The organism is Xanthomonas arboricola pv. juglandis, from assembly GCF_905367715.1.
Classification (GTDB): Bacteria; Pseudomonadota; Gammaproteobacteria; order Xanthomonadales; family Xanthomonadaceae; genus Xanthomonas; species Xanthomonas arboricola.
Map to the genome: position 1 here is coordinate 1,863,089 of NZ_HG999362.1, position 13,721 is coordinate 1,876,809.

Here is a 13,721-nt window from a genome sequence, read left to right on the forward strand (position 1 = left end):
GCCGCGTTACAGCAGTGACGTTGCGTGTCAGCGGCTGCGCGTCAGTGCCGGGGCGGTGTGCAAGCAAGCAAGACGCAAACGATGCGTTTCTACAGTCAGGGTCGTCGCCCATGGCGGCGTGGTACCTCGTATGGATCATTGGCCAGTCTAGCCCACGGCTTGCGACGACACGGTCGCAACGCCGCGAGCGAGTATCGTAGGCAGTCTCGCCAGCGTGGGTGCGCCCGCTGCCAGCCATCCATCACCACAAACCAACCATGTGCGGAGAGTGCAGATGAGCGAACGTTTCAGGACCGAACACGACAGCATGGGCGAGCTGCAGGTGCCCGCCGATGCCTTGTGGGGCGCGCAGACCCAGCGTGCCGTGCAGAATTTTCCGGTCTCCGGCCAGCCGATGCCGCGCGGCTTCATCCGCGCTCTGGGGCTGATCAAGGCAGCTGCGGCCGGCGTCAATGCCGAACTCGGGCTGCTGCCCAAGTCGATCGGCAAGGCCGTGCAGGACGCAGCGCTGCAGGTCGCTGACGGCACGTATGACACGCAGTTTCCGATCGACGTCTACCAGACCGGCTCGGGCACCTCGTCCAACATGAATGCCAACGAGGTGATCGCCACGCTGGCCACGCGCGCCGGCAAGGACGCGGTGCATCCCAACGATCACGTCAATCTCGGTCAGAGTTCCAACGACGTGGTGCCCACCGCGATCCGGGTGTCGGCGTTGCTGGCGGTGCAGGAACACCTGCAGCCGGCGCTCAAGCATCTGCGCAAGACCATCGACAAGCGCGGCAAGGGGCTAGACAAGGTGGTCAAGACCGGGCGCACGCATCTGATGGATGCGATGCCGCTGACCTTCGGCCAGGAATTCGGTGCATGGTCGGCGCAGCTGAGTTCGGCGCAGGAGCGCATCGACGATGCCCTCAAGCGCCTGCGGCGGCTGCCGCTGGGCGGCACCGCGATCGGCACCGGCATCAATGCCGATCCGCGTTTTGGCGGCAAGGTGGCCAAGGCCTTGTCGGGCTTGAGCAAGTTCAAGTTCGAGAGTGCGGACAACAAGTTCGAAGGCCTGGCTGCGCAGGACGATGCAGTGGAGTTGTCCGGTCAGCTCAATGCGCTGGCGGTGGCACTGATCAAGATCGCCAACGACCTGCGCTGGATGAATGCCGGCCCCCTGGCCGGGCTGGGCGAGATCGAGTTGCCGGCGCTGCAGCCGGGCAGTTCGATCATGCCGGGCAAGGTCAACCCGGTGATTCCCGAAGCCACCGTGATGGCCTGCGCGCAGGTGATCGGCCACCACACCGCGATTACCGTGGCCGGGCAGACCGGCAACTTCCAGTTGAACGTGACGCTGCCGTTGATCGCCTACAACCTGCTGGACTCGATCAACTTGCTGGGCAATGTGGCGCGGCTGCTGGCCGATAGCGCGATTGCCGGGTTGAAGGTGCGCCAGGAGCGCGTGCGCGAGGCGCTGGATCGCAATCCGATCCTGGTTACCGCGCTCAACCCGATCATCGGCTACGAGAAGGCCGCGGCGATCGCCAAGCGTGCCTACAAGGAACAGCGCCCGGTGCTGGACGTGGCGCTGGAAGACAGCGGGCTCAGCGAAGCGGATCTGCGCCGTTTGCTGGATCCGGCTGCGCTGACCCGCGGTGGCATCCAGGCCGGCAGCACGGGTGGCGGTGGCTGACCACCGCAGCGTGCGTGCGTAGGAGCGCACCTGGGCGCGATGGGGCTTTATCGACAACGCCCCGTCGCGCCCAGGTGCGCTCCTACATGGCTTTGCGCGAATCCGCGGCGTCGCCAGGACTCAGTGCCGCTCGGCCTGCACGTTGCCGAAGCTCTCGCGATACGGCTGCAGCGACGGGATTTCATCGAGCAATTCGCCGCTGAGCTTCTGGATCTCCGGCGTGGCGGTCAGCTTGATCGACTTGTATTCCGGGTCCGCGCCAGCCTCGTTGACGGCCTGCTGACGCAGCATCTGCAGGTGCCCGAACAGCAGCTGCAACTTGGCGCGCGTCGGCTCCTTTTGCGGCAGCGCGATATCGTCGATGTTCAGCGTGCCGTCGGGGGTGATTTCCGCATTGGCCGCGGGTGGGCGGCGGATCATCACCGACTGGGTGGTGATGGCAACGCGCGGCTTGCCGCGTTCGGCGCGCCGCGACGACTGGTCGCCGCAGGCGGTCAGGGCGCATAGCAGGAGCGCCATGCAGAGCATCACCAACTTGTTCATGGGGTCGCCGGGTTCAGGGGAGCGCACTAGTGTAATCCCGCTCCGGCCAGCCGATCGGCGCCTGCGGCACATGGCGCGGCTGACAAGATGTCGCAGGCCGATGTTGGGTGCTTGGCCTGCGCGCAGCAATCGGCGTGACGATCCATCCTGTTCCGGTCAGCCGCTGCGCCCGTCGATGTGGGCGCAGCGGCGATCAAGGCTGCGCTTACTTGCGGCAGTCGTCGACATCGTGCTGGCTGAGGGTCGAGTACGGCGCGAATGCCGGCACCAGTTGCGCGGCGGCGTCCTGCGCGTTGCGCAGCTTGGCCAGCTGATCGCAGATCTGCATCGCAGTGTGTTTGAAGGTTTCCGCCTGCGCTTCGATCTTGTCGCCGATCTGGTCGGTGTTGCCGCTGAGCACGCCCTTGAGCGCTTCCCCAGCGGCATGCGCACCGAAGGCAGCGCCCTGTGTGCCGATGTCGATGCCTTTATCGGCGACGCCCTGGATCTGCACGTAGACGCCGCGCATCGCCTGGCGCTGCGCATCGTTCAGGCTCACCGGCTTGCCGGCGATGCTGAGCGCGCCATCCACGCCGATGGTGGCCGCGGGCAGGCCGTCGCGGTGGAGCGTCAGGCTCTTGCCGTTGAAGATCACCCCGTTCGCGTTGGTCTTGCCCGACACCACGACCGTGGGTTCGGACTTGCCGCAACCGACCAGCAGCGCGCCCACCAGTACCGCACAAATCAACAGTTTCATTAGCCGTCCCCCTCTTGAATGGTCAATGCAGTGGTCAGTTGTCGGTCGGCACGCGGGTGGTGCCGGCCACATCGCTGACGTCGATATCGCCGCTGCCCTTGCGCGCGACGCTGACGTCGCCGCGCACCTTGTGCACGCTCAGGGCGCCAGAGTTGACCGCTTCCACGCCGACATCGCCTTGCACATCGTCGATGTCGACATCGCCGGAGCCGATCGTGCCGAACTTGACGTTGCCTGCCACGCCGCGCAGCTTGACGTCGCCCGAACCGACCTTGCCGACCTCTGCCGCGCCATGCACCTGCCTGGCCTTGAGATCGCCCGAGCCGACCGCCAGCACGCGCAGTGACCCCATCTCTTCCAGCTCGATGTCGCCGGAACCGACCTTGGCGGTGACCCGGCCCTTGGTGCGGCGGATGGCCATGTCACCGGAACCGACATCGGCACTCACGGCGGCAGCGCCGCTGATCTCGGCGTCACCGGAGCCCACGTCGAACTGCACCAGCAGCGTGTCCGGCACGCTGCCGCGCAGGTCCAGGTACGAATAGCTGTCGCCGATGGAGATACGCAGTGGGCGGTCGTCGGCCAGCGTCACCACCAGCTTGTCGCCGACCCGCTTCTGGGTGACGGTCAGGCCCTTGAGCAACTCGGCCCTGGCGGCGCAGGCGCGGCCGCCCAGACGCCCGCCGTTGCCCGGCGCGGCGTCCAGATGCAGGTCGTTTGAGCCGACTTCGAACAGCACCGACTTCACTCCGCTCAGCTTCAACTCCAGGCTGCGCGGTTCGGAGAACTTGCATTGCTCCTCGGCAAACGCAGCGCCGGGCACGGCGAACAGGATGGCCAGACTCAGCAGACGACGCATGGGATGTCCTTCAGGCTTCGGAGCGCCGACGGCGCAGGTAGATGGAGGCGGCGATCAGGGCAACGCCGATTGCAGCGCCTATCCAGATATCCGGATTGCCGTAGACCCGTGCGCTGTCGGTGTGCTGCAGCGCCCACTGCACCAGGTCGCTGGGGTTCTGCATCGCACTGCTGTCGAGGTTGCCGCTGACCGCACGCGGCGACCAGGTGCCGGGCAGGGCGCTGAGCAGGCCGCGGTAGCCGACGATGTACCAGATCCAGCCGATCGGCAGCGAGATACCCGGCATCGCCGAGAGGATGCTCAGCATCACGCAGGCCAGCAGCGGGAACAGCACCGCCCACAGGAACGGCTTGGTAGTGGCCCAGGCCGAGCAGAACATCAGCCAGCCCACCGTCGGCAATGCCCACAGCAGACTCATCGGCACGGTCTTCAGCAACAGCCACAGCAACGAGAACGGGTGCGAATGGGTCGCCAGGGCCCAGGGGCTGGGGACGCCCGCGATCGAGGCGCCCACGATGGCGATCAGCCACAGTGCCAGGCCGACCAGCACGCCGATCACGATGGCGATCAGCGGCGCCAGCAGCAGCGCCCAGGCGGCCTTGGACAGCACCGTCTGCACATCGGACACCGGCAGCGATTTCCAGAACAGCACGCTGCGGTCGCGGCGGTCGTCGTACAGGCTGCCCAGCGAATAGAAGAACACCACGAACGCCAGGACCACCGAGGCGATGCCGATGCCGCCGAGCAGCAGGCCGTCGCCGACCTGGCCCAGGGTGCGCGTGTATTCGGCCAGATCGTCCATCGTGATGCTGTCGCCGATCATGTTGCGACGCGCGCTGATCGCGCCGATCACCGCGCCCAGTAGCGCGAAGAACACCGCGATGCCGCCGGTGATGATCTGCGCCCAGACGAAACCGCCACGGTGTTCCCAGTACTCGCGTTTGAGCAGCCAGCCGAACGTGCGTGCGGGAGAAGCTTGGTGGGTGAGTGCATTCATGCGTAGGTCCCCTTCATGACCGCAACGAACAGGTCGGCAAGGCCGGGATTGCGGGTTTCGCCAAAACGGGCGAGCTGCGCTTTCGGCACGCCATCGAACAACATCACGGTCTTGCCAAACGGCAGGCTGCGCTCGTCGATCGGTTGCAGGCCTCTGGCGGCGTCGAGATGCTCGGCACCCACCAGCACTTCGGTGTATCGCTCGGCCACGTTTTCCATGTCGGCGGTCAGCACGATGCGGCCATCGCGGATGAACATCACATCGGTGAGGATGTGTTCGATCTCTTCGACCTGATGGGTGGTGACGATGATGGTCTTCTGCTCGTCGAAGTAGTCCTCCAGCAGGCGCTGGTAGAACTGCTTGCGATACAGGATGTCCAGGCCCAGGGTGGGCTCGTCCAGCACCAGGATGCGGGCATCGATGGCCATCACCAGCGCCAGGTGCAGCTGCACGATCATGCCCTTGGACAGTTCGCGCACCCGCGACTTGCGGTTGAGCTGCGTATTGGCCAGGAAGCGTTCGCACTTGGCGCGATCAAAGCGCGGATGCACCCCAGCGACGAAGTCGATCGCCTCGCCAACCCGCAGCCAGCGCGGCAGTACCGCCACGTCGGCGATGAAGCAGACCTCGTTCATCAGCGCGTTGCGCTGGGTGCGCGGATCCATGCCGAGCACGCTGAGTTCGCCATCGAAATCGGTCAGCCCCAGCACCGCCTTGAGCGCAGTGGTCTTGCCGGCGCCGTTGGGGCCGATCAGGCCGACGATGCGCCCGGCGGCGATGGTGAAGCTGGTGTTGTCCAGCGCGAGCCGATGCTTGTAAGCCTTGCGCAGGCCACGTGCGTCGACCACATGGTCGGAGGAGACGGCGGTCATGGTGTTTTTCCCTGTGGCAACAGATCGTCGATGGACAGTCCCAGGCGCTGGATGCGTTCCAGCACTGCGGGCCATTCTTCATTCAGGAAACGCTCGCGCTCGCTGCCGCGCAATTTCTGTGCGGCCTCCGGGGTCATGAACATGCCCAGGCCGCGGCGTTTCTCCACCAGGTTCTCGTCGGCCAGTTCCTGATAAGCGCGCGAGACGGTGATGGGGTTGAGTTGGTAGTCGGCCGCCACCTGCCGTACCGAGGGCAGGGCGTCGCCAGGCTTGAGGATTCCATCGAGCATCATGGCTATCACCCGTTCCTTGAGTTGGCGGTAGATGGGAGCGCCGTCGCTCCATTGGATGTCGTTCATGGTCAGCTCCGTGGGCGCAGAACCTGCGCGAAGGAGAAATAGGGCATCGACAGCGAAGCGCGCAGGTGCCGGCTGGGCCGGGTGCGCGCCTCGGGGGGAGTTGTCGCGTTTTCCGTAACCGCCTCCGACACGCCATAATCGGCGCCGGACTCCGTGACCTGACTGGAAGCGGCTCCCAGGCAACCAATGGCGAACAGGGCGCTGCCGAACAGCAGCAATGGAGCTGGTCGCGTGAAGCGTGTGCTGTTCATGCTTTCCCCTGCGTTGGATGACTGGTGTTGTATTCAACTATAACACCGACACGCAGGCAGTCAACTGCCTGTCATACCCAACTGATGGCACCCCGCGTCGGCGGGTGGCCCGGACCTATCGAAAGGGATCGCTCATGTTGCTCAAGCGTCTGCTGGTCGTTGTATTCGCTGGCTTTTTCTCCGCCTCGGCGCTGCCCGCCGGCGCGCCGGTGTTGGATCTGGACTACCGGCCACTGGCCGGCAAGGCGCCAATCAACCTGAACCGTACCTACGGCGGCAAGGTCCTGATGGTGGTCAATACCGCCAGCAAGTGCGGCTACACCCCGCAGTACGAAGGGCTGGAGGCGCTCAACCAGCGCTTCGGCAGCCGCGGTTTTTCGGTGCTGGGCTTTCCGTCCAATGATTTCCAGGGGCAGGAACCCGGATCTGAGAAGCAGATCCAGGAATTCTGCACGCTGACCTATGGCGTCAAGTTCCCGATGTTTGAGAAGGTGCATGTGCTGGGTGCACAGGCCACGCCGCTGTATCAACGGCTGACCCAGGCCACCGGTGTGGCGCCGGGCTGGAACTTCCACAAGTATCTGATCGGGCGCAATGGACGGGTGGTGGCGCAGTTCCCCAGCAAGATCAAACCGGACGATCCGAGCGTGCTGGCGGCAATCGAACGCGAGCTCAACGCGCCGTCGCGCTGAGCACGGCGCTCGCAAGGCCACGCGCACATGCGACAATGCGCATTCAGCGCCGGCGTCGGCGTGTCTTTTCACTTTCGGGAAGTGCATCGAATGAAGATGGGAAAGCGCGGCGCGGCGGCGTCGCTACTGATGGTGGCACTGTCGGCATCGATGCCGGCGATGTCGCAGCAACCGGCCGCAGCGGCCACCAAGGAGAAGCCAGTTTTGAATGCATCGTCTGAGAAGAGCACGCGCGACAACGTCAGCTACGCCATCGGTATGGACGTGGCACGTTCGTTCGAGCCGATTGCCCAGGACATCGATGTGAGCGCACTGCAACGCGCCATCGAGAATGCATTCAAGGGCGGCAAGCCGCTGTTGTCCGACGAGCAGACCCAGGCCACCGACACCGCACTGCGCACCGCGCTGGCGGCGCGTAACGGCCAGCAGGTCCCGGGCATGGCGCCGGGTAGCGCGCCGGCCGCGCCGTCCAAGGAAAATGTCGGCCTGATGCTGGGCGATCGCGCGGTTGGTCCGTCGCTGGCCGGCATCAAGGACGAGATCGACCTGTCGATCCTGATGGAAGCGGTGCGCACCGTGTTCGCCAAGGGCACCACGCGTCTGACCCAGCAGGAAGCCGCTGCCACCATGCAGGCGTTCGCCTCTGCCAAGCAGGGTGCTGCCGGTGCCAAGAATCGCGAGGAAGGCAATGCATTCCTGGCCAAGAACAAGACCGAAAAGGGCGTGATCACCACCGCATCGGGCCTGCAGTACATGGTGCTGCGCCAGGGCAGCGGCGAGCGTCCGATGCCCACCAACACGGTGCGCGTGAACTACGAAGGCAAGCTGCTCAACGGGCAGGTGTTCGACAGCTCCTACCAGCGCGGCCAGCCGGCGGAGTTCGGTCTGAATCAAGTCATTGCAGGTTGGACCGAGGGCGTCGCGTTGATGCCGGTCGGTTCGAAATACCGTTTCTGGATTCCATCCAACTTGGCCTATGGCCCGAACGGCACGCAGGGGGGGCCGATCGGACCAGACGCAACGTTGACGTTCGATGTCGAACTGATGGGTATCCTTCCCTGATCCCCCACAGGAGTACCCCCACCCATGCGAGTTGCGATCTTTGGTACCGGCTATGTTGGTCTTGTCACCGGTACCTGTCTGGCGGAAGTAGGTCATCACGTTATCTGCGTGGATATCGACCAGGCGAAAGTTGATGGTCTCAATCGTGGGGTGATTCCCATCTATGAACCCGGCCTGGAGCCGATGGTGAAAGCCAACCACGCCTCTGGCCGGTTGCGCTTCACCACCGATGCGGCCGAGGCGATTGCGCACGGCGAAATCACCTTCATCGCCGTGGGCACGCCGCCGGACGAGGATGGCAGTGCCGACCTGCAGTACGTGCTGGCGGTTGCGCGTACCGTCGGTCGCCATATCGATGGCCCCTCGGTGGTCGTCAACAAGTCCACCGTGCCGGTCGGCACCGCCGACAAGGTGCGCGTGGCGATCCAGGAAGAGCTGGACGCACGCGGCGTGGACCATGAGTTCGATGTGGTCTCCAACCCCGAGTTCCTCAAGGAAGGCGACGCCGTGGCCGACTGCATGCGTCCGGATCGCATCGTGATCGGCGCCAAGAAGCCGGCGGCCATCGCCCGCATGCGTCGTCTATATGCGCCGTTCAACCGCAACCGCGACCGCATCGTGGAGATGGACGTGCGTTCGGCCGAGCTGACCAAGTACGCGGCCAACGCAATGCTGGCGACCAAGATCAGTTTCATGAACGAGATCGCCAATATTGCCGAGCGCGTCGGTGCGGACGTCGAGCACGTGCGGAACGGGATCGGTTCGGATCCGCGCATCGGCTGGCACTTCATCTACCCCGGCGCCGGCTATGGCGGCTCGTGCTTCCCGAAGGATGTGCAGGCACTGGCCAAGACCGCTGAACAGTACGGCATGGAGCCGACCCTGCTCAACGCGGTGGAAAGCGTCAACAACGCGCAGAAGGGGCACCTGTTCGAACTGGTGCAGCGGCATTACGGCGCCGAAGGCACCGGCAGCATTGCCGGCAAGACCTTCGCGGTGTGGGGCCTGGCGTTCAAGCCCAATACCGACGACATGCGTGCCGCGTCCAGCCGCCGTTTGATGGAGCAGTTGTGGGAAGCCGGTGCCACCGTGCGTGCCTACGACCCGGAAGCGACCCATGAAGCCAAGCGCATTTTCGGCGAGCGGGACGACCTGACTTTCTGCGACGAGGCATTTGCCGCATTGGAAGGCGCCGACGCCCTGGTCGTGGTCACCGAGTGGAAGCAGTTCCGCAGCCCGGATTTCGGCAAGATCAAGCAGGCCTTGAAGGACGACGTCGTGTTCGACGGCCGCAACCTTTACGACCCGCAGGAAATCGAAGCCGCAGGTCTGGCCTACTACGCCATCGGACGAGGCCGTTCGTTGCATGCATGAGCAACTCTCGCCGCGCGACCAGGAACTGGACGCGCGGTTGGTTGAACTGGAAACGCGCCTGTCCTTTCAGGAGCAGGCGCTCAATGAACTGAGTGAAGCACTTGCGGACGCCCGTTTGACGGGCGCCCGCAATGCCGAACTGATCCGCCACCTGCTCGAGGATCTGGGCAAGGTGCGCTCCACGTTGTTTGCCGACGCAGCGGATGAACCGCCGCCTCCGCATTATTGATTGCAGATTGCCACCGCCATGAGCGATACCTTACGTGACCAGTTGCTTGGGTTGGGCTTCAAGTCCGCGCCCAAGCCCGAACGCAAACCCGACGCACGGCCTGCCGCGCGTCAACATGGCAACGGTGGCAGGCCTGCGCCCGGCGGCAACAAGCCGGGCGGCCAGGGCAGGGGACCGCAGCGGCCGCATGCCGCTGCGGCGACCGACGGCAGGGGCGAGCGCAAGAATGACGGCAGGCCGGAGCGTCGCAACGATGGCAAGCCGGCAGGATCGCAACGTCCGCCGCAGTCCACGGCCGACCGCCGCGGACCCAGGCCGGCACGCACGCGTGAGGACATCGACCTGGCCAAGGCCTATGCGATTCGCGCGCAACGCGAGAAGGACGAGCGTATCGAAGCCGAGCGGCTGAAGCAGGAAGAAGCACGCCTGCGTCGCGAGGCCAAGGCCAAGCTCGAAGAGCTGCTCAAGGACAAGGGGCTCAATCATGCCGATGCGGATATCGCCCGGCATTTCCCGTATGGCGGCAAGATCAAGCGTATCTACGTGACTGCCGATCAGCTCAAGGCGCTCAACGCCGGCGAGCTCGGCGTGCTGCAGCTCAACGGTCGTTACCTATTGGTAACTGCCGAGGTCCTGGCCGAAGCCGAAGCGGTATTCGCGCCATCGGTGGCACTGAAGGTGGACCCGAATGCACCGGCAGGCGAAGACCCGTATGCCGATCCCCAGTATCAGGTGCCCGACGACCTGGTCTGGTAAGGCTGCGTAGATGGTTTTGTGTTGGCACATGGGCACCTGATGGGTGCCCATCTGTTGAGTGGCGGTCAACCCGATTGCGTAGCCGCCGGTGGATGCGGTCGATGCGTCAAGGCGGGAGATGTAGTTCTCCTGCATGCCGGCCCGTACGCGTTTTAGAGTGCGCGGGTCGGCCGCTCGCGATGGGGTCGGCCGCTTGTGTGCAAGTGACGAAATTTCAAGGATCAGGATGACGCGCTCGGCGACAGGGAATGCTTACTTCGCGCATATCGACGGATTGCGTGCATTGGCGGTGCTGTCGGTCATCGCCTATCACCTGGACGCCAGTTGGTTGCCCGGTGGTTTCACCGGCGTCGATATATTTTTCGTTATCTCGGGGTTTGTGGTCAGTGCGTCTGTCGATCGATTGCCGCGCATTGCGGTGGCCGCCGAGTTGGCGCGGTTTTATGCGCGCCGCTTGCGGCGTATCGCACCGGCCTTGCTGGTCTGCGTGCTGGTCACCGCGCTGTTTTCGACCTTGTTCATTCCCGAGTCGTGGCTGAGCGAAGCCAGCACCAAGACCGGACGCATGGCCTTGTTCGGGCTGAGCAACTGGGTGTTGGCCAGCGTCGGTCAGGATTATTTCTCGCCGCGTGCCGAGTTCAATCCGTATACGCAGACCTGGTCGCTGGGCGTGGAGGAGCAGTTCTATCTGCTGTTTCCGTGGATGTTCCTGGCCTGGATGCGTGGCGGTGCCGGACGTGCCTGGTCGCTGGGCCTGTTCGCGCTCGCCAGCGCGGCCTCGCTGGGCTATGCCTGGCAGCGCACGCAGGTGCCGGGACACGAGGTCACTTCGTTCTATCTGACCACCGCACGCTTTTGGCAACTGGGTGCCGGCGTGGTGTTGTTTCAGCTGATGGCACTGCTGCGCCGCCGCGACGGGCAGCGTGTGTTCGCAGCAGGCATCGGCCTGCCTGCACCGTTGCGCGCAGTGCTGTTGCTGTTGGCCTTGGCAGGCATCGGCAACGGACTGTGGAATGCGCGGCCTGGGCATTCGCCCTGGAGCGATGGCCTGTGGCCGGTGGTTGGCACGCTGGTGGTGCTGGCGTTGCTGCATCGGCACAGCGAGGGCTGGATCGGGCGCGTGTTGTCCGCCAGGCCGGTGGCGGCGATCGGGCGCATCTCGTATTCGCTGTATCTGTGGCACTGGCCGGTGCTGGTGCTGCTGCGCTGGACGATCGGGCTGGATGCGGTGGCGGCCAAGCTGCTGGCGCTGGTGCTGACGGTCGTTTGCGCGGCGGCGTCATATCGCTGGGTGGAACTGCCTTGGCGCAATCGGCGTCTGGGTGGCTGGTCGAACGTGCGCGTGGTGATGGCCGGCCTCGCTGCGTTGGTGCTGGCCTTCGGCGTGCAATCGGCAGTGATCAAGTCGACGCCGTATACCTCGTTGAGTGTGGTCAGCCGCCACCCGCTGGATTGGTATGCGTATGCGCGCGGCTTGCGCAAGGAGCTGCCGGACTGCCGCCTGATCGCCAGCAACGCATCGGTGGGCGGTCAGCCGGTGCGCATCTTCGCGCGCGGGCAGTGTTCGCGTCCTGCGGCCAGCCAGCGCCAGGTCTTTGTGATCGGCGATTCGCATGCGCTGGCCTACAACGAAATGCTGCGGCGTTTTCCGTTGCTGGAAGGCGGCAGCGTGCGCATGTATGGCGTGGCCGGGTGTGCGGTTGCATCGATGCAACCGGGCGGTCAGGGCGCAGGTTGCGACGCGTTCCTGCGGCCGGCGCTGGAGGACGTGGCGGGCAGGGCGCGTGCGGGCGATGTGCTGTTCCTGCCTGGTTTGCGGGTGCCGCGGCTGGCCGAGCAGGACGTGTTGTTCGACCTGCACGGCAATATCGCCACGCTGCAGAGCGAGCCGGCACGGCGCGAACGCGATGCGACGGTGGCGGCGACGATCGCATTGCTGGCACCGGTGCAGGCGCGGGGCGTTCTGGTTGTGTTCGAAGCGCCCAAACCGGTGCTCAGGGCACCGCCTTACCGATGTTCGGACTGGTTCAATCGTGGCAATGCGATCTGTGCCAACGGCATGCAGATCGAGCGCAAGGCGATGGAAGACTATCGCGCGCCGGCACTTGATGGATTGCGTCGCATCGCAGCCGGGCTAGGGGGCGCCAGCATCTGGGACCCGCTGCCGTCGCTGTGCGATGCGCAGGTGTGCGCGCCGACACAGCAGGGCCGGCCGCTGTTCTTCGATGCCGATCACTTGAGCGGGTATGGCAACCGTGTGCTGCTGCCGGGTTTCGCGGCGCATCTGCGTGGCTTGCCAGAGTCGGCATCGGTGGCTCAATAAAGGACCGGCTGCTCAGGAAAGGTTGACGTGCCGCTGGCGATACACGGGCCGGTCACGGCGCGCGCGGCACCATCGCCGCGTTACTGTCGACGCAGCCGGGCATGGTGCCCACTGCGTCGCTGCCCACTCCTGCAGATGGTGCTGCGTATGTCCATGTTGTCGAAAGAGTTGAAGTCCCGTGCCATTGCGTCGGTTGCGTCCACCGCGCGTGGCGCTTCGGGTTTGCAGGCGACGCGCGCCACGGTGTTGGCCGCTGCCATGCTTGCGTTATGCGGGATGAGTGGGCAGGCCGCTGCACAGACGGAGGATGCGCCCGCGTTTGACCGTCCCGGCATTCCGTTTGCCGCCGAGGTGCTGCAGCCGGGTGTGTTCGCCTGGGAGCAGGGGCTGCCGGATGCGAGTACCGATCGCAGCGACGGGCAGCGAATCACGCAGTACACCGCCGATACGGTGCTGCGCCTTGGCTTGTTCCAGAACGTGGAACTGCAGGTCGGCAGCGACAGCTACAATTGGCAGCACAGCGGCGGTGCGCATGTGCGTGGCGGAGGCGATAGCCATATCGGCCTGAAGGTGGCATTGCCGTCGCAGTCGGATAGCTTTCATTGGGCCGCGCTCGGCAGCTACAGCGTGCCGACCGGTAGCCCTGCCTTCAGTGATGGCTACGCGCGCGAACTGGGCGTGACCGCGTCCTGGGATCTGGCCCAGCAGCGCGCACTGGCGCTATACGTCAACTATGCGCGCGACAGCGACGGGCATACCTGGACCTTCTCGCCCAACTACACGTTCTTTTCCGGCGAGCGTTTCAGCAGTTATGTCGAGGCAGGTTTCGATACCGGCAGCGAGCATTCGCGTGTGGCCGGCGCCGGCGGTGCCTGGCAGCTGCCGCACGCGATGCAACTGGATGTCTCGGTGCTGCGCGGGCTGACCTCGGAGAGCCCGGACTGGCAGGGCGGGATCGGCCTGTCGATTGCCTTTCAGTGATGGGAT

General features: G+C 64.9%; 15 protein-coding genes. 8 read left to right on the plus strand and 7 right to left on the minus strand.

Going from position 1 to position 13,721, the window contains the following annotated elements; all coding sequences use genetic code 11:
- Positions 1–274: 274 nt before the first annotated feature.
- Complete coding sequence (locus KHN93_RS08065) at positions 275–1,681, plus strand: class II fumarate hydratase (RefSeq protein ID WP_047128497.1); 1,407 nt, start codon at positions 275–277, stop codon at positions 1,679–1,681.
- Between the two features lie 120 nt (positions 1,682–1,801).
- On the opposite strand, the gene KHN93_RS08070 is transcribed toward KHN93_RS08065, so the two are convergent.
- The 7 genes from KHN93_RS08070 to KHN93_RS08100 all read right to left on the minus strand — a co-directional run bounded on the left by KHN93_RS08070 (position 1,802) and on the right by KHN93_RS08100 (position 6,298).
- Entirely contained in the window at positions 1,802–2,224 is a 423-nt protein-coding gene (locus KHN93_RS08070; protein WP_212579372.1) for a hypothetical protein, read from the minus strand.
- A 205-nt stretch (positions 2,225–2,429) separates the two neighbouring features.
- The gene (locus KHN93_RS08075; protein ID WP_104559132.1) at positions 2,430–2,960 is read right to left on the minus strand and encodes a YggN family protein; all 531 of its coding nucleotides are present in this window, start codon (positions 2,958–2,960) and stop codon (positions 2,430–2,432) included.
- A 34-nt stretch (positions 2,961–2,994) separates the two neighbouring features.
- Complete coding sequence (locus tag KHN93_RS08080; RefSeq protein WP_104559133.1) at positions 2,995–3,819, minus strand: DUF4097 family beta strand repeat-containing protein; 825 nt, start codon at positions 3,817–3,819, stop codon at positions 2,995–2,997.
- 10 nt (positions 3,820–3,829) lie between these two features.
- Positions 3,830–4,816 carry an ABC transporter permease gene (locus tag KHN93_RS08085; RefSeq protein ID WP_104559134.1) on the minus strand — a complete coding sequence of 329 codons (987 nt, stop codon included), beginning with the start codon at positions 4,814–4,816 and terminating at the stop codon, positions 3,830–3,832.
- Entirely contained in the window at positions 4,813–5,688 is an 876-nt protein-coding gene (locus KHN93_RS08090; protein ID WP_016901534.1) for an ABC transporter ATP-binding protein, read from the minus strand. The genes KHN93_RS08085 and KHN93_RS08090 overlap by 4 nt, the downstream gene beginning before the upstream one ends.
- Positions 5,685–6,047: a GntR family transcriptional regulator gene (locus KHN93_RS08095; RefSeq protein ID WP_003483692.1), complete on the minus strand. Its 363-nt coding sequence runs from the start codon at positions 6,045–6,047 to the stop codon at positions 5,685–5,687. Before KHN93_RS08095 ends, KHN93_RS08090 begins: the two co-directional genes overlap by 4 nt.
- 2 nt (positions 6,048–6,049) lie before the next feature.
- On the minus strand, positions 6,050–6,298 hold the full coding sequence (locus tag KHN93_RS08100; RefSeq protein ID WP_024939341.1) for a hypothetical protein: 249 nt from the start codon (positions 6,296–6,298) through the stop codon (positions 6,050–6,052).
- Between the two features lie 134 nt (positions 6,299–6,432).
- Here KHN93_RS08100 and KHN93_RS08105 point away from each other — a divergent pair, with 134 nt between their 5' ends.
- From KHN93_RS08105 to KHN93_RS08135, 7 genes are all read left to right on the plus strand, one after another.
- Positions 6,433–6,990 (plus strand): glutathione peroxidase, encoded by a 558-nt coding sequence (locus KHN93_RS08105; protein WP_104559135.1) that lies wholly within the window; start codon positions 6,433–6,435, stop codon positions 6,988–6,990.
- A 90-nt stretch (positions 6,991–7,080) separates the two neighbouring features.
- Positions 7,081–8,052, plus strand: a complete 972-nt coding sequence (locus KHN93_RS08110; RefSeq protein ID WP_016901531.1) for an FKBP-type peptidyl-prolyl cis-trans isomerase — start codon at positions 7,081–7,083, stop codon at positions 8,050–8,052.
- Between the two features lie 24 nt (positions 8,053–8,076).
- Complete coding sequence (locus KHN93_RS08115) at positions 8,077–9,426, plus strand: UDP-glucose dehydrogenase family protein (RefSeq protein ID WP_024939343.1); 1,350 nt, start codon at positions 8,077–8,079, stop codon at positions 9,424–9,426.
- Positions 9,419–9,655: a SlyX family protein gene (locus tag KHN93_RS08120; RefSeq protein ID WP_024939344.1), complete on the plus strand. Its 237-nt coding sequence runs from the start codon at positions 9,419–9,421 to the stop codon at positions 9,653–9,655. Before KHN93_RS08115 ends, KHN93_RS08120 begins: the two co-directional genes overlap by 8 nt.
- A gap of 18 nt (positions 9,656–9,673) precedes the next feature.
- Positions 9,674–10,411, plus strand: a complete 738-nt coding sequence (locus tag KHN93_RS08125; protein ID WP_342344389.1) for a DUF2058 domain-containing protein — start codon at positions 9,674–9,676, stop codon at positions 10,409–10,411.
- A 226-nt stretch (positions 10,412–10,637) separates the two neighbouring features.
- Positions 10,638–12,734, plus strand: coding sequence for an acyltransferase family protein (locus tag KHN93_RS08130; RefSeq protein WP_104559137.1), 2,097 nt, complete (start codon positions 10,638–10,640; stop codon positions 12,732–12,734).
- Positions 12,735–12,869: 135 nt separating this feature from the next.
- Positions 12,870–13,715, plus strand: coding sequence for a transporter (locus KHN93_RS08135; protein ID WP_212579373.1), 846 nt, complete (start codon positions 12,870–12,872; stop codon positions 13,713–13,715).
- Positions 13,716–13,721 lie beyond the last annotated feature (6 nt).

What these genes read in the sequence shown, in the direction of transcription:
- KHN93_RS08065 (WP_047128497.1), top strand. Translation starts at nt 275, where the DNA reads ATGAGCGAACGTTTCAGGACCGAACACGACAGCATGGGCGAGCTGCAG.
- KHN93_RS08070 (WP_212579372.1), bottom strand. Translation starts at nt 2,224, where the DNA reads ATGAACAAGTTGGTGATGCTCTGCATGGCGCTCCTGCTATGCGCCCTG.
- KHN93_RS08075 (WP_104559132.1), bottom strand. Translation starts at nt 2,960, where the DNA reads ATGAAACTGTTGATTTGTGCGGTACTGGTGGGCGCGCTGCTGGTCGGT.
- KHN93_RS08080 (WP_104559133.1), bottom strand. Translation starts at nt 3,819, where the DNA reads ATGCGTCGTCTGCTGAGTCTGGCCATCCTGTTCGCCGTGCCCGGCGCT.
- KHN93_RS08085 (WP_104559134.1), bottom strand. Translation starts at nt 4,816, where the DNA reads ATGAATGCACTCACCCACCAAGCTTCTCCCGCACGCACGTTCGGCTGG.
- KHN93_RS08090 (WP_016901534.1), bottom strand. Translation starts at nt 5,688, where the DNA reads ATGACCGCCGTCTCCTCCGACCATGTGGTCGACGCACGTGGCCTGCGC.
- KHN93_RS08095 (WP_003483692.1), bottom strand. Translation starts at nt 6,047, where the DNA reads ATGAACGACATCCAATGGAGCGACGGCGCTCCCATCTACCGCCAACTC.
- KHN93_RS08100 (WP_024939341.1), bottom strand. Translation starts at nt 6,298, where the DNA reads ATGAACAGCACACGCTTCACGCGACCAGCTCCATTGCTGCTGTTCGGC.
- KHN93_RS08105 (WP_104559135.1), top strand. Translation starts at nt 6,433, where the DNA reads ATGTTGCTCAAGCGTCTGCTGGTCGTTGTATTCGCTGGCTTTTTCTCC.
- KHN93_RS08110 (WP_016901531.1), top strand. Translation starts at nt 7,081, where the DNA reads ATGAAGATGGGAAAGCGCGGCGCGGCGGCGTCGCTACTGATGGTGGCA.
- KHN93_RS08115 (WP_024939343.1), top strand. Translation starts at nt 8,077, where the DNA reads ATGCGAGTTGCGATCTTTGGTACCGGCTATGTTGGTCTTGTCACCGGT.
- KHN93_RS08120 (WP_024939344.1), top strand. Translation starts at nt 9,419, where the DNA reads ATGCATGAGCAACTCTCGCCGCGCGACCAGGAACTGGACGCGCGGTTG.
- KHN93_RS08125 (WP_342344389.1), top strand. Translation starts at nt 9,674, where the DNA reads ATGAGCGATACCTTACGTGACCAGTTGCTTGGGTTGGGCTTCAAGTCC.
- KHN93_RS08130 (WP_104559137.1), top strand. Translation starts at nt 10,638, where the DNA reads ATGACGCGCTCGGCGACAGGGAATGCTTACTTCGCGCATATCGACGGA.
- KHN93_RS08135 (WP_212579373.1), top strand. Translation starts at nt 12,870, where the DNA reads ATGGTGCTGCGTATGTCCATGTTGTCGAAAGAGTTGAAGTCCCGTGCC.